Source organism: Vibrio sp. KUL70, from assembly GCF_059725515.1.
Genome location: NZ_AP045836.1, coordinates 262,073 through 280,488 on the forward strand (window position 1 = coordinate 262,073; position 18,416 = coordinate 280,488).

The 18,416-nt window shown below is 42.8% G+C and carries 15 protein-coding genes and 2 pseudogenes; 7 read left to right on the top strand and 10 right to left on the bottom strand.

What is annotated here, in order from left to right; genetic code table 11:
• Positions 1–261: 261 nt before the first annotated feature.
• On the bottom strand, positions 262–1,302 hold the full coding sequence (locus tag AC6I7V_RS21075) for a GlxA family transcriptional regulator (RefSeq protein WP_498012454.1): 1,041 nt from the start codon (positions 1,300–1,302) through the stop codon (positions 262–264).
• A 565-nt stretch (positions 1,303–1,867) separates the two neighbouring features.
• Between AC6I7V_RS21075 and AC6I7V_RS21080 the strand changes: the two genes are divergently transcribed.
• Positions 1,868–2,191: a helix-turn-helix domain-containing protein gene (locus AC6I7V_RS21080; RefSeq protein ID WP_498012455.1), complete on the top strand. Its 324-nt coding sequence runs from the start codon at positions 1,868–1,870 to the stop codon at positions 2,189–2,191.
• A gap of 923 nt (positions 2,192–3,114) precedes the next feature.
• Here AC6I7V_RS21080 and AC6I7V_RS21085 read toward each other — a convergent pair.
• Together AC6I7V_RS21085 and AC6I7V_RS21090 are read right to left on the bottom strand one after the other, a co-directional pair.
• Positions 3,115–4,149 carry a methionine synthase gene (locus AC6I7V_RS21085; RefSeq protein WP_498012456.1) on the bottom strand — a complete coding sequence of 345 codons (1,035 nt, stop codon included), beginning with the start codon at positions 4,147–4,149 and terminating at the stop codon, positions 3,115–3,117.
• A gap of 18 nt (positions 4,150–4,167) precedes the next feature.
• Positions 4,168–5,145, bottom strand: a complete 978-nt coding sequence (locus tag AC6I7V_RS21090; RefSeq protein WP_261884266.1) for a DUF1852 domain-containing protein — start codon at positions 5,143–5,145, stop codon at positions 4,168–4,170.
• Positions 5,146–5,675: 530 nt separating this feature from the next.
• Here AC6I7V_RS21090 and AC6I7V_RS21095 point away from each other — a divergent pair.
• Positions 5,676–6,827 carry a tyrosine-type recombinase/integrase gene (locus tag AC6I7V_RS21095; RefSeq protein WP_498012457.1) on the top strand — a complete coding sequence of 384 codons (1,152 nt, stop codon included), beginning with the start codon at positions 5,676–5,678 and terminating at the stop codon, positions 6,825–6,827.
• A gap of 69 nt (positions 6,828–6,896) precedes the next feature.
• Here the strand turns inward: AC6I7V_RS21095 and AC6I7V_RS21100 are convergent, their stop codons facing one another.
• From AC6I7V_RS21100 to AC6I7V_RS21110, 3 genes and pseudogenes are all read right to left on the bottom strand, one after another.
• Positions 6,897–7,394: a DUF2867 domain-containing protein gene (locus AC6I7V_RS21100; protein WP_498012458.1), complete on the bottom strand. Its 498-nt coding sequence runs from the start codon at positions 7,392–7,394 to the stop codon at positions 6,897–6,899.
• Between the two features lie 43 nt (positions 7,395–7,437).
• Positions 7,438–8,034: pseudogene (locus AC6I7V_RS21105) on the bottom strand (type 1 glutamine amidotransferase family protein).
• Between the two features lie 137 nt (positions 8,035–8,171).
• The gene (locus AC6I7V_RS21110; RefSeq protein ID WP_255232942.1) at positions 8,172–9,071 is read right to left on the bottom strand and encodes a LysR family transcriptional regulator; all 900 of its coding nucleotides are present in this window, start codon (positions 9,069–9,071) and stop codon (positions 8,172–8,174) included.
• Positions 9,072–9,185: 114 nt separating this feature from the next.
• Between AC6I7V_RS21110 and AC6I7V_RS21115 the strand changes: the two genes are divergently transcribed.
• Positions 9,186–11,228: an alkyl/aryl-sulfatase gene (locus AC6I7V_RS21115; protein ID WP_498012459.1), complete on the top strand. Its 2,043-nt coding sequence runs from the start codon at positions 9,186–9,188 to the stop codon at positions 11,226–11,228.
• 120 nt (positions 11,229–11,348) lie between these two features.
• Here the strand turns inward: AC6I7V_RS21115 and AC6I7V_RS21120 are convergent, their stop codons facing one another.
• From AC6I7V_RS21120 to AC6I7V_RS21130, 3 genes and pseudogenes are all read right to left on the bottom strand, one after another.
• Positions 11,349–12,017, bottom strand: a complete 669-nt coding sequence (locus AC6I7V_RS21120; protein WP_498012460.1) for an NAD(P)H-dependent oxidoreductase — start codon at positions 12,015–12,017, stop codon at positions 11,349–11,351.
• 158 nt (positions 12,018–12,175) lie between these two features.
• Positions 12,176–13,273 (bottom strand): Fic family protein, encoded by a 1,098-nt coding sequence (locus AC6I7V_RS21125; RefSeq protein WP_498012461.1) that lies wholly within the window; start codon positions 13,271–13,273, stop codon positions 12,176–12,178.
• Positions 13,274–13,504: 231 nt separating this feature from the next.
• Positions 13,505–13,981, bottom strand: a pseudogene (locus AC6I7V_RS21130) (DMT family transporter); the annotation flags it as partial.
• 264 nt (positions 13,982–14,245) lie between these two features.
• Here AC6I7V_RS21130 and AC6I7V_RS21135 point away from each other — a divergent pair.
• Positions 14,246–14,455: a hypothetical protein gene (locus AC6I7V_RS21135; RefSeq protein WP_498012462.1), complete on the top strand. Its 210-nt coding sequence runs from the start codon at positions 14,246–14,248 to the stop codon at positions 14,453–14,455.
• Positions 14,456–14,500: 45 nt separating this feature from the next.
• Here AC6I7V_RS21135 and AC6I7V_RS21140 read toward each other — a convergent pair whose 3' ends face one another.
• Positions 14,501–15,421: a LysR substrate-binding domain-containing protein gene (locus AC6I7V_RS21140; RefSeq protein ID WP_498012463.1), complete on the bottom strand. Its 921-nt coding sequence runs from the start codon at positions 15,419–15,421 to the stop codon at positions 14,501–14,503.
• Positions 15,422–15,534: 113 nt separating this feature from the next.
• Between AC6I7V_RS21140 and AC6I7V_RS21145 the strand changes: the two genes are divergently transcribed.
• The 3 genes from AC6I7V_RS21145 to dctP are packed head-to-tail and all read left to right on the top strand — an operon-like array spanning position 15,535 to position 18,357.
• A complete protein-coding gene (locus AC6I7V_RS21145; protein ID WP_008079941.1) occupies positions 15,535–16,017 on the top strand; it encodes a TRAP transporter small permease in 483 nt (160 codons plus the stop codon).
• 2 nt (positions 16,018–16,019) lie between these two features.
• Entirely contained in the window at positions 16,020–17,318 is a 1,299-nt protein-coding gene (locus AC6I7V_RS21150; protein WP_032553484.1) for a TRAP transporter large permease, read from the top strand.
• Between the two features lie 13 nt (positions 17,319–17,331).
• Positions 17,332–18,357 (top strand): TRAP transporter substrate-binding protein DctP, encoded by a 1,026-nt coding sequence (dctP, locus tag AC6I7V_RS21155; protein ID WP_498012464.1) that lies wholly within the window; start codon positions 17,332–17,334, stop codon positions 18,355–18,357.
• Positions 18,358–18,416 lie beyond the last annotated feature (59 nt).

Sequence of the window (18,416 nt, forward strand, 5' to 3'; positions counted from 1 at the left end):
TTACGTTTGGATGTATCTCTATGTGATCACTAAGCGACTCGGGTATAAATTTTTGATCACGCTTTATTGTCATTTGATGACCTGTAGTTCGTGCAGTCTAATAAAAAAATGATCAATCTATAGATGTTAGTATCAGCATTGAAAGGCTATAAGTTTAGTTTTTTTTCGCTGGCAACTATGCGCAATACCGGCCTTGATATACAAGACAACTATAAAGAAACCTCGACAGGCGGTTTGGCTGTTAATGTCATTGAGTGTTAGCTAAGTTGCACATGACGGTTTGTTTAAATTTTGTCGTAGTTGTGTTGGAGTATACCCAAAATGACCCTTGAAGCAGCTACTAAAGTGGCTGCTACTTACAAATCCACAACTAAGTCCAACTTGAATAATAGAATCTCTATTTTTCTCCAATTCCATGTGTGCAAATAGCAAGCGTAATTTAAGATAATATCGTGATGGTGAAGTATCCAAATATGTCTGGAAAAGCCGCTCTAGCTGTCTTCTAGACATATTTAGGTACTGAGCGATGTCTTCTGGCGTTAGAGGCTCTTCAATATTTGACTTCATTAATGAAATAGCTTCTCGTAAAGGTATTGAGTGGTTCTCTTCATGAATATGCGCACTATTATTTTGTACACTATGAATAATTTCTTGCCTTCCCTCTGATGCTTGGTCACAACTTAAAATCTCCCTGATTGCTCGGACTAAGTTATTATCAAACTTGATCTTGATTATTTCAAGCATCATCTCCATCGCGCTATTCGGCCCAGCGCAACTAGCATTAGACTTATTAACTTCATATGTATGCATGGAAAGCTTTATCTCTGGAAATTGCTCCTTCATCAGCTTATGACTATTTGGGTGTACAGCTGAAGTCGTTTCAAGATCTATAGCTCCAGCATGTGCCAATGCTATGCTTCCATTCCAAATACTCCCCAAGTTAATGTTTTGATTTTTAGTTGATGTTAGGCAATCTGTCAGTTGTTGTGAAAATTGCGTATCACAACGGAATCCACCACAAACGAAGAGCCAGTCTAATTCACGTCTATTTTGCAGGGTTAGCGACGATACAGTCGCATCTGTGGCAATATCAATATTTATATCACTGAGTACTTTACGTGAGTCGATCCCAAAAGTTTGAATTTGAAATATCTCTGTATCATGCACAAGATTAGCTGTGATGAGAGTATCCACTGCAGCAGTAAATGCCATTAAGGAGAAATGAGGTTGTAGGATAAATCCAATTTTTAGAGGCAATAGGGGTGATTTTCCTTGTTTGTCAGAATAAAAGGTCGCTTGCATTTTAATGATCGCTTTTTATCTTGAAGGTTGAAAAGTATAAATGAAAAATTATCATTAATAGTCTGATATTCAAACACATATCTTTATTTATTTGGTAAGTTGATGCACTTCTATTAACAAGCTATCTAGACTTATTGTTGGTGCTGAACACAGAAAAATCGGAATTTCGTGACTAGATGAATTTTTGACTGATAACTATGTAATACCTAAAAATGTTGTTGAACAAGAATGCTTGGCATTCGCAGAACAACAACATTTATGGTTATTATCTATTTTATGGTAAATCAGAATACTGTTAAATATGCATACTCTTATGAACCTAACAAAAACCTAGAAACACCAACACATGAAGTTAGCGTAGACCTATAACTCACAATAGGCAAGTGATTGGAAAGCAGGGTAAGTGATTGAAATAGAACTGTTTATGAACCTAACTAAAAACCCTACATATTTAACATAATGTACGTAATGCGCAGTTGGCTTGTTATTACCAAGCGAAAATGTCCTAATATTACCAAGTGAAAATGTCCTGCATTTCCTTGGAGGTTTGAGGATGCTAATTATTATGAACGACCGTGAATTACAAAGACTGACGGTAATCCAAGATGTCTTACACCATAACCTAAGCCGACGCGATGCTTTAAAGTTATTGAATTTAAGTTATCGACAACTCCAACGGCTCATTACTCGTTTCATTCAACAAGGCGCAGCTTCTCTGGCACATGGAAATCGAGGCAAGCCATCTTCAAATCGTGTCAATGAAAGCGTCAAGCTACAGGCATTAGAACTCATTCATCAGCACTATTCTGATTTTGGACCAACGCTGGCCCACGAAAAACTTAAAGAAATCCATAACGTCTCGGTATCTCTTGAGACTCTGCGACAATAGATGATCGCTGACGGACTTTGGACTCCATATTCTAGACACAAGCCTAGAATCTATCTTATGGCCAATACCATAACGGTTAATATAGCCGAACCTACACTAAGTACGAGGTGAATATCAATGCATTTTAGAGCATAAATATTCCAGTGAGTTATTTGGTACTTAGACAAGGCTCAAAAAATATTACGTACTTTCTACTTCTGAAGCTATACATGTGATTCAGGCAGTTCTGCACCAATTTGAAGCCATTCGATACAAATTAGTGGTTAAGTGACTGGCCATTTTGTGGCCATTTTGTGGCCATTTTACGGCCATTTGGGATTTTACAGGGTTTAATACGAATAATATTCTAGTGTGAGGATGCTTGTAGATGGCCAGAGAATGGCCACGAATTGGCCAGAGAGGTGATGTTTTTTCTAGTAAAACTCATTAAATCAAACGATTTTAGCAGGAAAAATATTTGAGACCCTTCTTTAAGATTTAGAAATTTTTACACTTCTAAACTTTAGAAATTTATAAAGGTCTTCGCCTGAATTTATAGTTCAAAAATAATATTGTCAAGTGGACAATGTTATTTTTGAGCGGGGGATGACGGGTGGCTGGGGCCGAGCGGTCGGGGGTGTCCCCCATGATGCGGGAATTGATAGGGTGAGAGCTGGCTGTTCTCATCTACCCTCTAATGAATATCTAGCTCAGAATTCAGATTGAATTTCGGTTGGGTAATTTGCATTTTGATGCAGCGTCCCAATGATGCGCCAAACGAAGTTTAAGACCGTATAAGTCTTGTATTTGCGAGTTGACTCAGGTTCCGGTTTGGATTGCTCAGGGGTAATTTTAAAATGCGCTGTGATCTATATGTAAGCTTTCATTCAAAACAAACTAAAAAAGGGACTTTCTTAAGCCCCGTTTATCATAGCGTTTTGGTATTAAGCACCAGCTTCAAGTTCTTTTCGAACGATGGCTGCGCCAGCACTTAAGGCGTCTAACTTAGCATTGGCCACAGTGCGAGATAATGGTGCCATACCACAGTTAGTACATGGGTAAAGCTTATCTGCGTCGACGTATTTGAGCGCAGTTCTTAGAGTCTCTGCGACTTCTTCTGCCGTTTCAATTTCATTGGTCGCAACATCAATTGCACCGACCATGACCTTTTTGCCGCGAATCAGCTCAAGCAGTTCTACTGGAACATGTGAGTTGTGACATTCCAGAGAAATGATGTCGATCTTCGACTTCTGCAGCTTAGGAAATACCTCTTCGTATTGGCGCCATTCAGAACCTAATGTTTTCTTCCAGTCAGTGTTTGCTTTGATGCCGTAGCCGTAACATATGTGAACTGCAGTTTCACACTTAAGGCCTTCGATAGCACGCTCTAAGCATGCTATTCCCCAATCATTAACTTCATCGAAGAATACGTTAAACGCCGGCTCGTCAAACTGGATGATGTCGACACCAGCCGCTTCTAACTCTTTTGCTTCTTGGTTAAGAATTTTAGCGAACTCCCACGCTAGCTTTTCACGGCTTTTGTAATGGTCATCGTAAAGCGTGTCGATCATCGTCATTGGGCCAGGAAGCGCCCACTTGATCGGTTGTTTAGTCTGAGTGCGTAAGAACTTCGCATCTTCAACAAAAACAGGTTTTTGACGAGAAACCGGACCTACGACTGTAGGAACACTCGCATCGTAACGATCACGGATTTTAACGGTTTTTCTGTTTTCGAAGTCAACGCCACTCAAGTGCTCAATAAAAGTCGTCACAAAGTGTTGTCGTGTTTGCTCACCGTCACTGACGATATCGACGCCAGCAAGTTCTTGAGATTGTAATGAGACACGTAAGGCATCTTGTTTACCATCGACTAATTCAGTACCTTGTAACTTCCACGGTGACCATAACTTTTCAGGTTCAGCGAGCCATGAAGGTTTTGGTAGGCTGCCTGCGGTAGAAGTTGGTAGTAATTTTGACATATGTACAATCCCCTAGCCTTAAACAGCGAAGCTTGCAGACCATTGGTCTAACGTGTGTTGAAACGGTTTGATAAAGTGCTCTTCAGCGAATTTACCTTGCTTGATCGCCAGTTTGCTACGCTCTTCACGGTCGTACACGATTTGTGTAAGTGAGTGATCTGAGTTCTTTAAGTTTGGTTGGTAACGATTACCAGCAACCGCATTCGCATTGTAGATTTCTGGGCGATAAATCTTTTGGAAAGTTTCCATCGTACTAATGGTGCTGATCAGTTCTAGGTTCGAGTAGTCATTAAGCAGATCACCAAAGAAGTAGAACGCCAAAGGAGCAACACTATTTGGCGGCATGAAGTAACGCACTTCTAGGCCCATTTTTTTAAAGTATTGCTCAGTTAAAGATGATTCATTTGGCTGATATTCGAAACCTAAAACTGGGTGTTGGTTGTCTGTGCGTTGGTATATTTTATTATCTGATACGCTTAGGCAGATAACAGGTAGCTTTTTAAAGTTCGCTTTGTATGTGTCAGACTTAATGAACGATTTGAATAAGTTGCCGTGCAGTTCACCAAAATTATTAGGTACGCTGAAGCCAGGCTTATCTTTATTATGCTCTAACAATAAAACACTAAAGTCGTAATCTCGTACGTATGAAGAGAAGTTATTCCCTACTATACCTTCAATGCGTTCATTGGTTGCGTGATCGACAATGTTAGTTTTCAATACTTCGATAGATGGGAAGTTTTCGCCGTTGCCTTCAATGTCGATATCAACAGACACGATCTCCAGTTCTACAGAGTAGCGGTCTCGATTTGGGTTGTCCCAGTTTGCTAAAGCATTAAAATTGTTGTTAATCATGTTCAATGCGTTACGAAGATTTCTCTGACGGTTTTCACCACGTGCTAAGTTTGCAAAGTTGGTTGTAATACGCGTGCTGTCTGAAGGGTGGTAATTTTCATCGAGTCCGATGCTTTTAATCGTAAAGTTAAAATCAGTAGTCATGTTGAGCGGTATCCTATTTCCTGAGTTGAAAGCTTATTTCCTTACTCTCTCTAGGCTTTCTGGATTATTTTTATAGTCCCAGTCATTAGTCACCACAGCTCTATTTAACAAATGAATAACTTCAAATGCCAATATAACTGTAATTGTTTCGCTAGATTTAGAGAAGAGTCTATTTTATAGCTCGAATCGAGGTTCGAAAAACAGTGGTAATCCTTCACATTGATTATGAGAAATATTCATGTAGTTATAGCGTGGTATTTGTTCGCTGCTCAGTTAAATTACTTTATCCAATTTTGATGATTTTCATCTTAAGCTTAAAGAAGCATTTGGCTGACAATTGCGTGTGATTGGGAAGTTTCATCCCGCTGCGCTGTTCATCTTAACGATAAGAAGTTGTCTACTTTAGGACAGGAGTAAAGAACTGGAGAAACTTACCTCGTTTGATGGAGTTTTTTATGTCGATCGTCGCCCTAATTACATAGTGTGATATAATTACAGTTATATCACACTCTTTTGCTAACATAAGTACTATGACGAACTCGAACTTCCCAACTCAACGACAAAGTCAAGTTACGCTGTCACCTGAACATTCTCATAAAGAAACAGTCCAGCAATGGGAAAAGCAAAAAGAGAAGCTCAGTCGCTTTAAACTTAACTTTCCCAACCTCAATGAGAGTTTTGACCCACATTGGACTGAGTTACCTCTAGTGCGAAAGCACTTAGACGAGTTCGAAGAAAACCGAGGCGGATTGAGTATTCACACTTTAAAGATGTTGGCGTTCGTTGTTCGTAAATGGGATGACTACTGTAAAGAGCAAAACGTTTATAGCTTTCCTATCTACGCCCCTGCCCTATTAACTTGGTTCAAATCGCTTAAACTAGAGTTCGATGTGAAGATTAATACGCTTAAGCAGTATCGAGCGCAGCTCAGTCTGTTCCACAAAATCATGAATACGGACGACGTCACTAAACTACCAGCCATCGCAACCTTCTTTAAATCATTACCAAAAGATGAGATGGAAATTACCGGCTCGCAAGTTATCGAACTGCAAGCTAAACCATTTCGAAAGCACCATTTGCTGAGATTGATGGATCTATGGGGCAATGAAAAACGGGCTATACCTTATCGAGATCTTGCTGTTCTTACCGTCGCCTATGGCACCCTACTTCGTGAAGGTGAGATTGGTAAAATACGCAAAAAACACGTTAAGTTTCTTGAAAATGGCGACATTAACATTGAACGTGTCACTTCTAAAACTACAATTAGCCCAGAGCCTAAACGTTTAACAGGACGATTTTCAGCGATTGTAAAACGCTATATTCAGACCTATTGTCAGCCACTAGATGAAGACGATTTTATTTTTTGTTGGTTAACCGTTAAAGGCGCAAGGCCAGCAGGCTATCGTCAAACCCCAATGTCGGGCATGACTATCGACCGTATTTATCAGCGCGCCCACGATCTGCTCGTTGATCTGGGTGACGTTGTCACATCAACAGAGGCGCACAGAAACATATGGAGTGGGCACTCTAGCCGTGTCGGTGCATTGCAAGATGGTTATCACGCAGGTTTAAATTTAACCCAGCTCATTCAACTCGGTGATTGGAAAAGTAATGAGATGGTACTGCGCTACTTGAGAGGTTTGAACAACCAAGACAGTCCAAACCTCATGCTCCAAGGTTAAAAACTGACAAAGTAAACCTTATTCATATAACGAGGACGAAGTGAACTATGTCATTATAAGTAGTTGTGGTTAAGTCTGCACCAAGGTCTTCAAAGAGCTAGGAACAATTATCTTGTGTACCGGAACCACGAAGAACATATAAGCTTTACCCCAATGGTTGTGTACATGAACTACTGTCGTTGCGTGTACAGTGGCCTTCTCCCTTTGAGGATCCAATAAAAATGACACTCTCACTTCCAGATGCTTGTCATTATCTTCCAACACGATCTCGTTGTTTGTATTGCTTACCAAAGTAAAAATACCAAGGCGATCGCCAACCTTCAGGTTATCTGGATCTATATCCATCGCGGCATCTTGTAGCCGACCTAAGTGTTTTAATCCAAACATCGACACGACCCGATTTCTCATGGCCATCAAGACGGAGATCCAAGTAGGTGTTTGTTTCGCTATTTCAAGGTAAACATCGAGGGCAGTTTGGCCTTTGTTGGTTACTTCACAAGAAAAGCTATCTGCGAAATATGAACCTTTCGCATAACTAAACAACGCAGAGTTTTGGGGGATTTCCATATATGTTCCTGCAAGCTGTAGTGGAATCTTTGTTAAATCAATTCTACAAGAATTCTCCTACTACAGACATGCACTGTTTGACAGTACGTTCTTTTTCTCCGACGGGTGCTACATAATGAATGGCGAATTCAGCGTCCTGCTCACCTGATAATTTACAGATCACCCATGTAGCCAAGTATTTAGAAGACAAGCAACCACCTGCAGTCGCAACATTTCCCTTAGCATAAAACGGCTGATCAAGCACAGAAAAACCAGTGTCAATTACCCAAGGTTTCGTGGTTAAGTCGGTACATGCAGGTACTTCATCCAATAAGCCTAAAACAGACATCAGCAGAGTACATGAGCATTGCCCTCCAATTAACTGCTTGTCTGGATTCAGATTTAATCTTGATAGTATGTTCTAATCACGCGCAATATCACGTGTCAGAGCGCCGCTGCCCAACAATACGACGTCGGCTCGGTTTGCAAACTCTAGAGGTTGTTGAGATTGGATGGTAACGCCATTCATTGAGGTAACGTATTGAGAAGGACTCGTAATTTGTACATTCCACCCTGCGTCTTTCATCCGATTTAGAATGCCGGATGCGATAAACGAATCTAATTCATTAAACCCGTCAAAAGTGAGTATAGCAATATCCATATTTTGACCACTTCCACTAGTGCCTATTACATTGATTCTTTTCACCTATTCTCCTAAGCAGTATACACCTTGCTATGAAGCGAAGTACTTGGCGAAGCTAAACTAACCATAACAAATCTTGATTATTTCTGCATAACCTACCCTTCCATCAAATAAGATTTCAGTTTTTGTCTGAGCCAGATATTTGAGGGGCTCTTCTTATCTCGATTATGGACGAAGAGTTGGTACTTGATTGGAAATGTTGAGAATGGCATCGGTATTATTTGCAGTCCTAGCTTATCAGCAAGTTCATTGGCCAAACTTCTTGTCATTGAAGCAATACAATCGCTACTCGATACCATCGACATTTGCCAAATGAGCGATGTACATTCAGCAGCAACCTTTCTCTCTTTCAGGCTGACTTCTGTGAAATAGTCCGCCAAATACGCTTGCTCTCGACGCAACTTAAGCGTTATATGCTTCTCACGATAGAATTCATCTTGGGATATTGAACCTGTGATCCTCGGGTGACCTTTTCTCGCAATAATACACATCTCGTCATCGAATAACGGCTCTGTAAAGAATGAGCTGGATGTGTGATTTGAGAACTCAATTGCGAGATCAGCCTGCCTCTGGTTGAGGTCATCCATCAGCTGCTCTTCATTAGAGCGTGTAGGGTGAAGCTCAATCGTAACGTTACCCAACTGATTATCGGATTCAATTTTCGTCATTAGTCTTAGCATCACTGGTTCCGATGTGTACACCACAAATTTATGAGGCGTCTCGGTACTAAACTCTTCCAAGTTTTCCAGCGCATTATTAATTTGTATCAACGCTGGCTCGACTTGACGAATCAGCTCTTGCGCTTGCCTTGTTGGTGCTATCCCTCTACCAGAACGAATGAAAAGCTGACAGCCTACTTGTTGTTGCAATCGCTTGAGCAAACCACTAACACCGGGTTGAGTCATCCCCATTTCATCAGCAGCGAGCGTGATCGATTGGTGGCGATAAACCGCGGAAAACACTCTAAGTAGGTTTAAATCGAATTTCTCTAACATAGTTCATTACATAACAAATCGTGATGTTTATAATCCATATTCGTTTATGTATTCTTATGTGTCAATCCTCTAAATTTGTCTCATACCAACTTGAGAGACAAAACGAGGTTCTCTATGAAAACGACTCTAAACCGTTCTGTACTATCCCTAGCTATCATCGTTTCTTTCAGTGCGACTGCCGACAACGAATATGAATCAATTGAGACATACAAAGGTAAACCTGCAACGGAACATACCATTGCAGCTAACAATGCACTGGCTGAAACACTGCCTTGGCAAGATACCTCAGCATTTGAGCGTTCAGAGCGAGGACTCATCGCAGCGTTTGGTGACCATCGTGTAGGTGAGCTGCGTAATCGCATGTCTCACATGAACGTAGATAGCATTCGAGAAGACCGCCCGGATACCGTTAACCCGTCTATCTGGCGCCAAGGTCAAATGAACTATGCCTCTGGCGGTCTTTATCAAGTTACGGATGGTGTCTATCAAATTCGCGGTGCCGACCTCTCAAACATGACAATCTACCGCACTGACAACGGATACCTTATCCACGATCCACTGCTGCATGATGAGGTCGCAGAAGCAGCTTGGAACTTCGCTAAACAACACCTACCAGCGGTCAACGGCGAACATAAGATCACTGGCATGATCTATTCACACACTCACGCCGACCACTTTGGTGGTTCAAGAGGCATCATTAACACGGGTGATTTTGTAGAAGGTGCCCCAATTGTTGTCCCTGGTGATTTTATCAAAGAGATGGCTGACGAAAACATCATGGTGGGTAACGCGATGTCACGTCGCGCACAATATCAATACGGGCAGTCTTTAGAAAATGACGCCACTGGTATTGTAGACAACGCACTGGGTATGGGTTTTGGTAAAGGAGCGGTAACGTTAGTAACACCAACAACAGAAATCGTTGAACGCGAAGAAACGCGTATCATTGATGGCCTAGAGGTTCACTTTATCAATATGCCCGGTGCTGAAGCGCCCGTTGAAATCGTAAACTACGTACCTGCTTACCGTTCATTGAATACCGCTGAACTCACTTACGATGGACAGCACAACATTTACACATTCCGTGGCGCAAAAGTACGTGACTCGTTGGCTTGGTCTAAGTACCTAACTGAACTTAAGATGCGTTTCGTAGACTCTGGCCTTGTTGATAACGTCCATTCAGCCCATTCAGCTCCGGTTTGGAACAACCCAGAAACCGAAGAGAATGAAATCGGTCACTACATGGAAATGCAACGTGATAACTATAGCTGGCTGCACAACAACTCGGTGCGCTTAGCCAACCATGGTGTAAAAATTGGCGATGTTGGTCGTTCAATTGAAGAGATCGTGCCAGTGTCACAGAAACAAAACTGGGCATCACGTGGCTATCATGGTTCATACAGCCACAATGCTCGAGCGATTGTAAACCTGTACTTAGGTTATCTCGATCTGAACCCAGTCAACATCAACCCACTTAAGTCAGTTGATAAATCATGTACTTACGTGAACGCTGGTGGGGCAGATAATTTCTATAAGTCGGCTAAAGCTCACTTTGATTCAGGTAACTATCAGGAAGCCGGTCAGCTATTGAATGACTTGGTACTGTGTGAGCCAACTAATATCGAATACCGTGAATTATTGGCGGACACATTTGAACAACAAGGCTATCAGTCTGAAACGATGGCATGGCGTAACTCGTACTTGCAAGGTGCGGTGGAACTTCGTACGAATGAAATCGGAGAGTCTTTAAAGACAGCCTCTGAGGACGTTATTGCAAACACACCGACAACAAACTTCTTGGACTTGGTAGGTGTGCAGCTAAATGGGCCAAAGGCTGAGACTGCAGACTTGAACTTTAACATGGGGATTTATCACCCTGATATTGAAGAGCGCCATTACATCGAAGTTTCTAATGCTACCTTCTCTCACCTACCAGTAACTGAGTTAGGTTTAGAGAGTTCTATCCCAACATTGGATACAGAGATCATTATTCACAAAGCCGATTTAACCAAAGTGATTACTGGCGAGACGACACTTGAAGCATTATTTGAGAGTGGTCAGGCTGTCCTACGTGGTGATGCGAAGAATCTACAAGACTTAGCGAGTTCTCTAGATAAATTCGACATGAAGTTCGATATTCTTCCGCTAAATCGTTAGTAATAAGTTGCTAATAAAAAACTAAAAGAGTCGCAGTGCGGCTCTTTTGTATTCTTTAAAGGTAGGAAGAAAGATGCTTTAAATCGCCGACCTCTTATATAAAGACAGAACTGTGCGCTGTTAGTAATGCCCGACTTCAATTGCAGGTTCATCAAAGATCGTTTGTAAACGCTGAGCATAGCTTTCTAGCACTTCAATACGCTCTTGTTGCGTTTTACGTGCGGGCCCAAATACTTTCTGTGGCGTGAGTACCGAAAACCCAGTAAATTCGAACACGCCACGATGTATCGGTCGTAAAATCGCGTCTAAGTCACCGTTCCAACCTTCTTTTTCGTAAAGCTCTTCTGGCCCGCCCATGGTCACGCTCACCATGGCTTTCTTCCCTTTGAAGACACCTTTCTCGTAAAATTGGCCTCCTCCATACACTCTGCCCATCGCAAATACACGATCCACCCAACCTTTAAGCGCTGCAGGCATACCGAACCACCACAGCGGAAATTGGAAGATGACCAAGTCACACCACTCAAGTTTTTGTATCTCTTGTTCTATGTCTGGTGAAAAGCTTTGATTTTTCGACGCATGCATCTCTTCGAGTTGTTGTTTGAAAAACTCAGAATCCATTTCACTATTGAAGTTATGACGCCCAGAGACAGGATCAAAATTCATCGCATGTAAGTCTGATGTTTTCACTTTATGCCCAGCCGACTCTAAGGCTTCTAACGAACGGCGAAACATAGCGCCATTAAAGCTTTGTGGCTCTGGATGCCAGTAAACAACAAGTACGTTCATTATTTGCTCTCCAACAGTTTCACAATTTACTATAGCGATATGCTTGTGCAAGCATTAAAGGTGTCTTCCCGTCGAAGGCGCTAGATCAATTTTTGCGCTGACACCAAATAAAGCATAGACCTTCTTTATCGAACTTAATGACGCTTAGTATCGAACTTTTACTTAGGTAATTGGTAACGAGTACTTCGACCACCACCCGTTTTCACCAAACACTTTTGCTCAACCAGTGTGGTTAAGTGACGAGTTGCCGTTGGTTTACTCACCTTGGCGACTTTATGATACTGAGATGTGTTGATGCCATCCGCAAAGTCACCATCAAGCATGCGATTGAGAACTTTAACTTGTTCCTCCACCAGCTTAGTTTGATCGACATGACGCCAAAAGTTGGTCTTGAATACCGTTTGATCGATCTCTTTTAACACCTCATCGAACGTCTCATTCAGTGTATTGAAAAACCAAACAAGCCACGGAGTAATATCCAGAGACCCTTTCTGAGTTTGTTCTAGAATATCGTAATAGCTTTTACGATTGGCCAATATGCCGACAGACATGGCGTAAAAGCGTACCGATTGCTGCTCTGCCTGTGCAAGTGCGAGATCGGTAAGAAGACGGGTAATTCGACCATTTCCATCGTCAAGGGGATGCAGAGTCACAAACCACAAATGGGTGATCGCAGCTCTTATTAAAGGATCGAGCGATATCTCTTCTCTGGATTCGTTAAACCACTGGATGAATTGGTTTAGCTCAGTATCAAGTACATCGCGGCTTGGCGCTTCAAAGTGAACGGTTGGCCTGTCTATTCTGCCGGAAACCACCTGCATTGGCGTGTCACCTCGTAGTTGACCGCCAATAACCGGGTTGAACATGGTGTAGCCTTCAGGAAAAAGTCTATCGTGCCAGTGTAGAATCCGGTCCAGTGTTAACGGCGCGCTCAGGTTTTCTACTGCATCCACCATGATTTCCGCCAAACCATCCGTCTGTTCGGTGGTCGGGAATGGCCTTTCTTCCGATAAACCCAGTTTATTCGCCAATGAAGAACGCACCGAAAAAGCATTCAGCTTTTCTCCCTCTATGGCACTTGAGTGAACGATATTGGCAAGCAAGGTATCTAACATACTTTTAGTCTGATCTTGAGAGTGGCTAAAAATTTTTCCCAATAGGATTCCTTGGTTGAGACGCGTACGCCTTATCATTGGTTCTATAATATTGTTGTCCCAGTCAAACTTTGGCCAATTCGTTTGTTGCCAGATCCACATACCCATACCTTGATTCGAAAAATCACCATAATCAAATCACATTATGAGTTGTTTATCTCTCACAATCAAATCACAAATCGATTAGATTAATATCATTATTCACCTCATTAACGCCAACCCAACCACCAAAATGAAAAATGCCACCCTCTTAAGGTGGCATATCATTCAATCAATCACCGCTCCACATTGACTTACTCGTCACGCTAGTTCCGTGACTATCGATTCACATGTTTAGTTCGTAAGTGGTTTACCTGCAGCTTCGATTACCTTCTTACCAGGTTTAACTATCAGCCCTATACCAATAAGGAAAAGAACACAGGCAACAACTTGCGGGGTACTTAGCATTTCATCGTACATGTAATACCCTGATACCACAGCAAAAACAGGCACTAACAGAGTCATCGGAGCGGTAGTGCTCAGCGGGTATCGAATCAATAATCGATTCCAGACCCAGTAACCAAACAGCGTGGTTGGATAAGCTTGGAACAGGACAGCAATCGTCGTATTCATATCCCACACTTCAAATGCTTCTGTCACGATGTTTGGTCCGTAAATGCCCACCGCAAACATAACCAATGGAATGGGTGCGAATAACATTCCCCATACATTGAACGCAAAGGCTTGAGTGGTTTTAGACGCTTTAACGATCATCCCCATAATTGTCCAGCAAGTCGCCGCAATCATGATGAAGATACCGCCTTGTAACGTTTGGCCGGCGATTAAGGCTGCGCTTGAGGCATGTACCCAAGTCGACGATGCTATAGCCATCAGCTCTCCGTGCTTTAGTGGGATATTGGATCTACTGCGGAAAATGGGAAGGCACATTGTCGAGATCCCATCAATCAATGAGGGGATTGACCTTGTACAGCTTGAACTACATCTACAACAAGGGAGCGTGAAGGCTGGCATCTTTTGCACGTCGCATATGAATCTTTGCCAAGCGGGGTGAACATAAGCCAGCCGCAAGGAGGAATGGTACTGTGGTTACAAGTTCCAAAACTCAACCTCGAAAAGTTCACCAAGTTAATTGAAAAACATAAAATCGACATTCGATTAGGTCAGCTATTTAGCACACTCCCACTCTACAACGATTGTTTTAGGATCAATATCGGTTTCGACCTAACTGAAGATGTGAAAAGGGCAATAGACTTATTGGCGGATGCGATCAAGCAGTCCGTCTAAGCCACTATGAACCTTGTCTTAGGGATATGCAGCATTTCTACGTACCTACCCCAAAACCGACACAAATGAGTTCACACTATGCTGAATGTTCTCTGCAAACAATTTGGCTAGCTCAGACATTGGTTTATGCGCCGGCGTCAGAATAGCATGATCGAATGTCACGACAGGGGAGAAAGGGCGAAAGACAACTTTCCCTTGATCACCTTTATAGAGCTTATAACTGGCGGCACTTATTGGATCACAGATACAAGCACATAGCTGCTGTTCGACAAACTCAAAGCCAGAAATGTAGTTTTGCAGCTCGAACCTAGGCCGATAGGCAGCATTATGCTCTTCAAACAATGCGCGTAAGTGCTCACTTGCAGCATGACGGGTAAAAAGAGTCGCAAGTGGGAAGTCATCGAGGTCGTTCGGAGTAATCGTCTGTTTCTTGGCAAGAGGATGATCAAAGTGTAAGGCACACACTCCTTGTAGGTGAATCGGTTCGACATGGAATGAGTCTCTATCTTTGGGTAACTCTGAGTAACCGATATCGTATTGTTGGGAAGCAATCCAATCTTGAACCATGGTTGAACTACGCATCATCATGGATACCTCAACCTCAGGCCTGTCTTTTACAAACTCTGCAATAACGTGAGGCATAAAGAATAATGCGGCGGCAGGCATGCAGGCGATCCTCAATTTGCCTCGCGTTAGGTTTTTCACTTCTGCCATTAACTGAGTCGCGCGTGAAAGTCGCTCTAGAATCGCATCGCTCTCTTCAAGTAAAAAATACGCCTCTGGATTCGGCACGAGTCGACCTTTATGTCGTTCGAATAATGCAAAGCCAAGTTCTTTCTCTAATCCAACCAGCATTGCGCTGATCGCCGGCTGTGTTCGACACAACGTTTTGGCAGCTAAGGTCACGGATCCAGAACGCATCACGGTGCGAAAGGTTTCTAGCTGTTTTATAGAAAGGTTATTCATACAAGCCTATAAGAAAAAGTTATCAGATTAGAGAAATTTTAAATTTGTTTTTATTGCTTGTCATCATTAAATTAACGAGGTGTTTACAAATAAAACAATAAGGAAATAACAACGTGGAGCAAAAGTTTAGATATCTACTCACTTTCCTGATTGCATCTGTGGCATTGATGCAGTTTGTTCAGGTAGTGACACGATATGTCTTTGAAGTCCCAATTATGGGGCTTGAGGAGTCGATGGTTATTCCGACCTTATGGCTCTACATGCTTGGTGCGGTGAATGCTTCTAGGGAAGATACGCAAATCCGTGCAAATGTACTGGAAATATTTATCAAGACAGAGCGAGGTCATCAAATCTTAGCCCTTATCAGTGAAACGATCAGCTTGGTGATTTCGAGTTGGTTGACCTACTGGGCTTGGGACTACGTCAAGTATGCGTGGCGGGTTTGGAAAGAGAGCCCAACGCTTTATATCCCAACTTTTTATCACGAGTGCTCGGTGTTTATCGGCTTACTCCTGATTACCCTTTTTATTGCAATGCATGTAGTCAAGTTGATTCGTCAACTGATGTCTCCTTCCTATCAAGTAAATAAGGTCTAATTATGGTTGAAGTAGCTCTGTTGGCAGTAGCCGTTTTGGTCATACTGCTGACCTTTGGTGTGCCGTTACCGTTCTGTTTTGGTGGTGCGTTAATGGTGATGGTTTTTATCGGCGATATGTCGATGAAGGGTAATATGATGTGGGGAGCGGGTCAGCTGATGAACCCTGTTCTACTAGCTATTCCGCTATTTGTTCTCGCAGGAACGATCATGAGCAGGAGCGGCATTGCCGCCAGTTTACTCGGATTTGTGAACGTGTTCGTAGGTCACATTCGCGGCGGTTTAGGGATTGTTGCATCCTTCAGTTGTGCAATCATTGGTGCCATTTCAGGTAGTGGGTTAACTGGTGTCGCGGCTATTGGTCCTTTGTTAATCCCTGAGATGGAAAAGCGCGGATATCCAAGAGCCTATGCGACCGCACTGATTGCAAACTCGTCCATTTTGGGACTGTTGATTCCGCCAAGCGTGACCATGATTGTCTACGGTTGGGTAACGGATACCTCTATTCTCGCCTGTTTCCTAGCAACGCTTGGCCCTGGCTTATTGGTGACCTTTAACTTCGCATTGATCAATATGTACAAAGCGCGCAAGTTTCCATTGATTTTGGATGATAAGCCGTCGATGTCAGAGTTGATTAAGCAAACCTCTAGCAAGACATTTAATGCCGTACCCGCTTTATTAATGCCGGTAATCATCTTAGGTGGAATCTATGGTGGCGTGATGACGCCGACTGAGGCCGCAGCTGTAGCCGTTATCTATGCTGTTCCAGTGGGTTTTCTTATCTACAAAGGTTTGAGCTGGAAAACACTGCTTATCTCGGGGAAAGAATCAGCAACGGCGGTCGGGTCAATTATGTTCATGATTTTGTTCAGCTTGATTCTTAGCCAGATGTTCGTGGTTGAGGATATTCCTCAGCAACTGGTCGAAGCGATTTTCGGTATCACTGAAAACAAAGTCCTGCTGCTTATTTTTATCAACATTTTGTTGTTCTTAGTGGGAATGGTGGTCAATGACCTGACTGCAATCATTCTTATCGCTCCGCTATTACTACCTCTGATGACCGCTATTGGCATCAGCCCGATTCAGTTTGCAGCAATCATGGGTGTGAATACAGCAATGGGTGGTGTTACTCCACCATACGCGTCGATTCTATATCTAGGTGCACGTATCGGTAACGTTAAATTCTCCGAAGTAGTTGGCCCTGCAATGTCGCTGATACTACTTGGTTATCTACCTGTAGTGATTCTGACCTCTTTCTGGTCAGAACTATCACTCTTCCTCCCTACTGTGTTTGGTTACTAAAAGGAAATTACCAATGACAAAAACAAGTAAGTTTGCTCCAACTAAAGCACTGAAAAAATACACGTTGCTTGCTTCTCTTATCGCAGCTGCAGCGACGGTTATCCCTGCACAAGCGACGACGCTGAAAATCAGCCATGTTCGCCCACAAGGTACTGTAGTTGATAATGATATCAAACAACTGAGCGATGAACTGAAAGCGGCAACGGATGGCGATCTTAAGCTTCGAGTTTATGCAGCAAACGCTCTAGGTGACTACACCTTAGTTCAAGAACGTATCTCTGTTGGTGCGATTGACATGGCACTGCAGCCTGCATCGACTTCAACGGACCGTAAAATGCAGATTGGCTTGTTGCCTTTTCTGGCCAATAACTGGGAAGAAGCACAAAACATCTACGGTAGCGGAGCACCAGTCAGAACTGCGATGGAAGAGTTATTTGCTAAACAAGACATCACACTACTTGCTGCTTACCCAGTTTATTTTGGTGGTATTTCACTGAATCGTAATGCGGTTGAAGCGGGTAACCCTGATGTGAGCAAAGGCATCAAGCTTCGCGTTCCGCCAATCAAGAGCTTCCAGCTACTTGCTGACAATGTAGGTTATATCGGCTCGCCACTACCGTTCTCCGAAGCCTTTACTGCAGTACAAACTGGGGTGGTAGATGGAGTGATTGGCTCTGGAGCGGAAGGTTATTATGCTTCGTTCCGTGACGTAACTAAAACGTACATTCCACTCAATACTCACTTTGAGATCTGGTATCTGATGATTAACTCAGAGCGTTTGGATGACCTTGATGAAAACGAGAAAAACGCCTTGGTATCGGCGGCGGCTGAGTTTGAATCTCGACGCTGGGGAGCCGCGCAAATAGATCAGAAAGCGAACGAGCAAAAACTAGTTGATGCCGGCGCGACAATCGTCGAAATGACTCCGGCACAACTGAAATTGACGGCGGATAAGGTTCGTACCACCGTATGGCCTCAAATCATTAATGATATTGGTTCTGACTGGAGCCAACCAATTCTAGACAAAGCGATTAATTAAACTAAGCGCACCTCCAAGTAGGGGCGTTGTTGCGCCCCTTATTACAAAAGTCTGAAGAG

Coding starts and splice junctions, on each gene's coding strand:
- AC6I7V_RS21150 (WP_032553484.1), top strand. CDS start 16,020: ATGGTTGAAGTAGCTCTGTTGGCAGTAGCCGTTTTGGTCATACTGCTG.
- AC6I7V_RS21090 (WP_261884266.1), bottom strand. CDS start 5,145: ATGACTACTGATTTTAACTTTACGATTAAAAGCATCGGACTCGATGAA.
- AC6I7V_RS21085 (WP_498012456.1), bottom strand. CDS start 4,149: ATGTCAAAATTACTACCAACTTCTACCGCAGGCAGCCTACCAAAACCT.
- dctP (WP_498012464.1), top strand. CDS start 17,332: ATGACAAAAACAAGTAAGTTTGCTCCAACTAAAGCACTGAAAAAATAC.
- AC6I7V_RS21075 (WP_498012454.1), bottom strand. CDS start 1,302: ATGCAAGCGACCTTTTATTCTGACAAACAAGGAAAATCACCCCTATTG.
- AC6I7V_RS21135 (WP_498012462.1), top strand. CDS start 14,246: ATGGTACTGTGGTTACAAGTTCCAAAACTCAACCTCGAAAAGTTCACC.
- AC6I7V_RS21110 (WP_255232942.1), bottom strand. CDS start 9,071: ATGTTAGAGAAATTCGATTTAAACCTACTTAGAGTGTTTTCCGCGGTT.
- AC6I7V_RS21115 (WP_498012459.1), top strand. CDS start 9,186: ATGAAAACGACTCTAAACCGTTCTGTACTATCCCTAGCTATCATCGTT.
- AC6I7V_RS21125 (WP_498012461.1), bottom strand. CDS start 13,273: ATGTGGATCTGGCAACAAACGAATTGGCCAAAGTTTGACTGGGACAAC.
- AC6I7V_RS21095 (WP_498012457.1), top strand. CDS start 5,676: ATGACGAACTCGAACTTCCCAACTCAACGACAAAGTCAAGTTACGCTG.
- AC6I7V_RS21140 (WP_498012463.1), bottom strand. CDS start 15,421: ATGAATAACCTTTCTATAAAACAGCTAGAAACCTTTCGCACCGTGATG.
- AC6I7V_RS21100 (WP_498012458.1), bottom strand. CDS start 7,394: ATGGAAATCCCCCAAAACTCTGCGTTGTTTAGTTATGCGAAAGGTTCA.
- AC6I7V_RS21120 (WP_498012460.1), bottom strand. CDS start 12,017: ATGAACGTACTTGTTGTTTACTGGCATCCAGAGCCACAAAGCTTTAAT.
- AC6I7V_RS21080 (WP_498012455.1), top strand. CDS start 1,868: ATGAACGACCGTGAATTACAAAGACTGACGGTAATCCAAGATGTCTTA.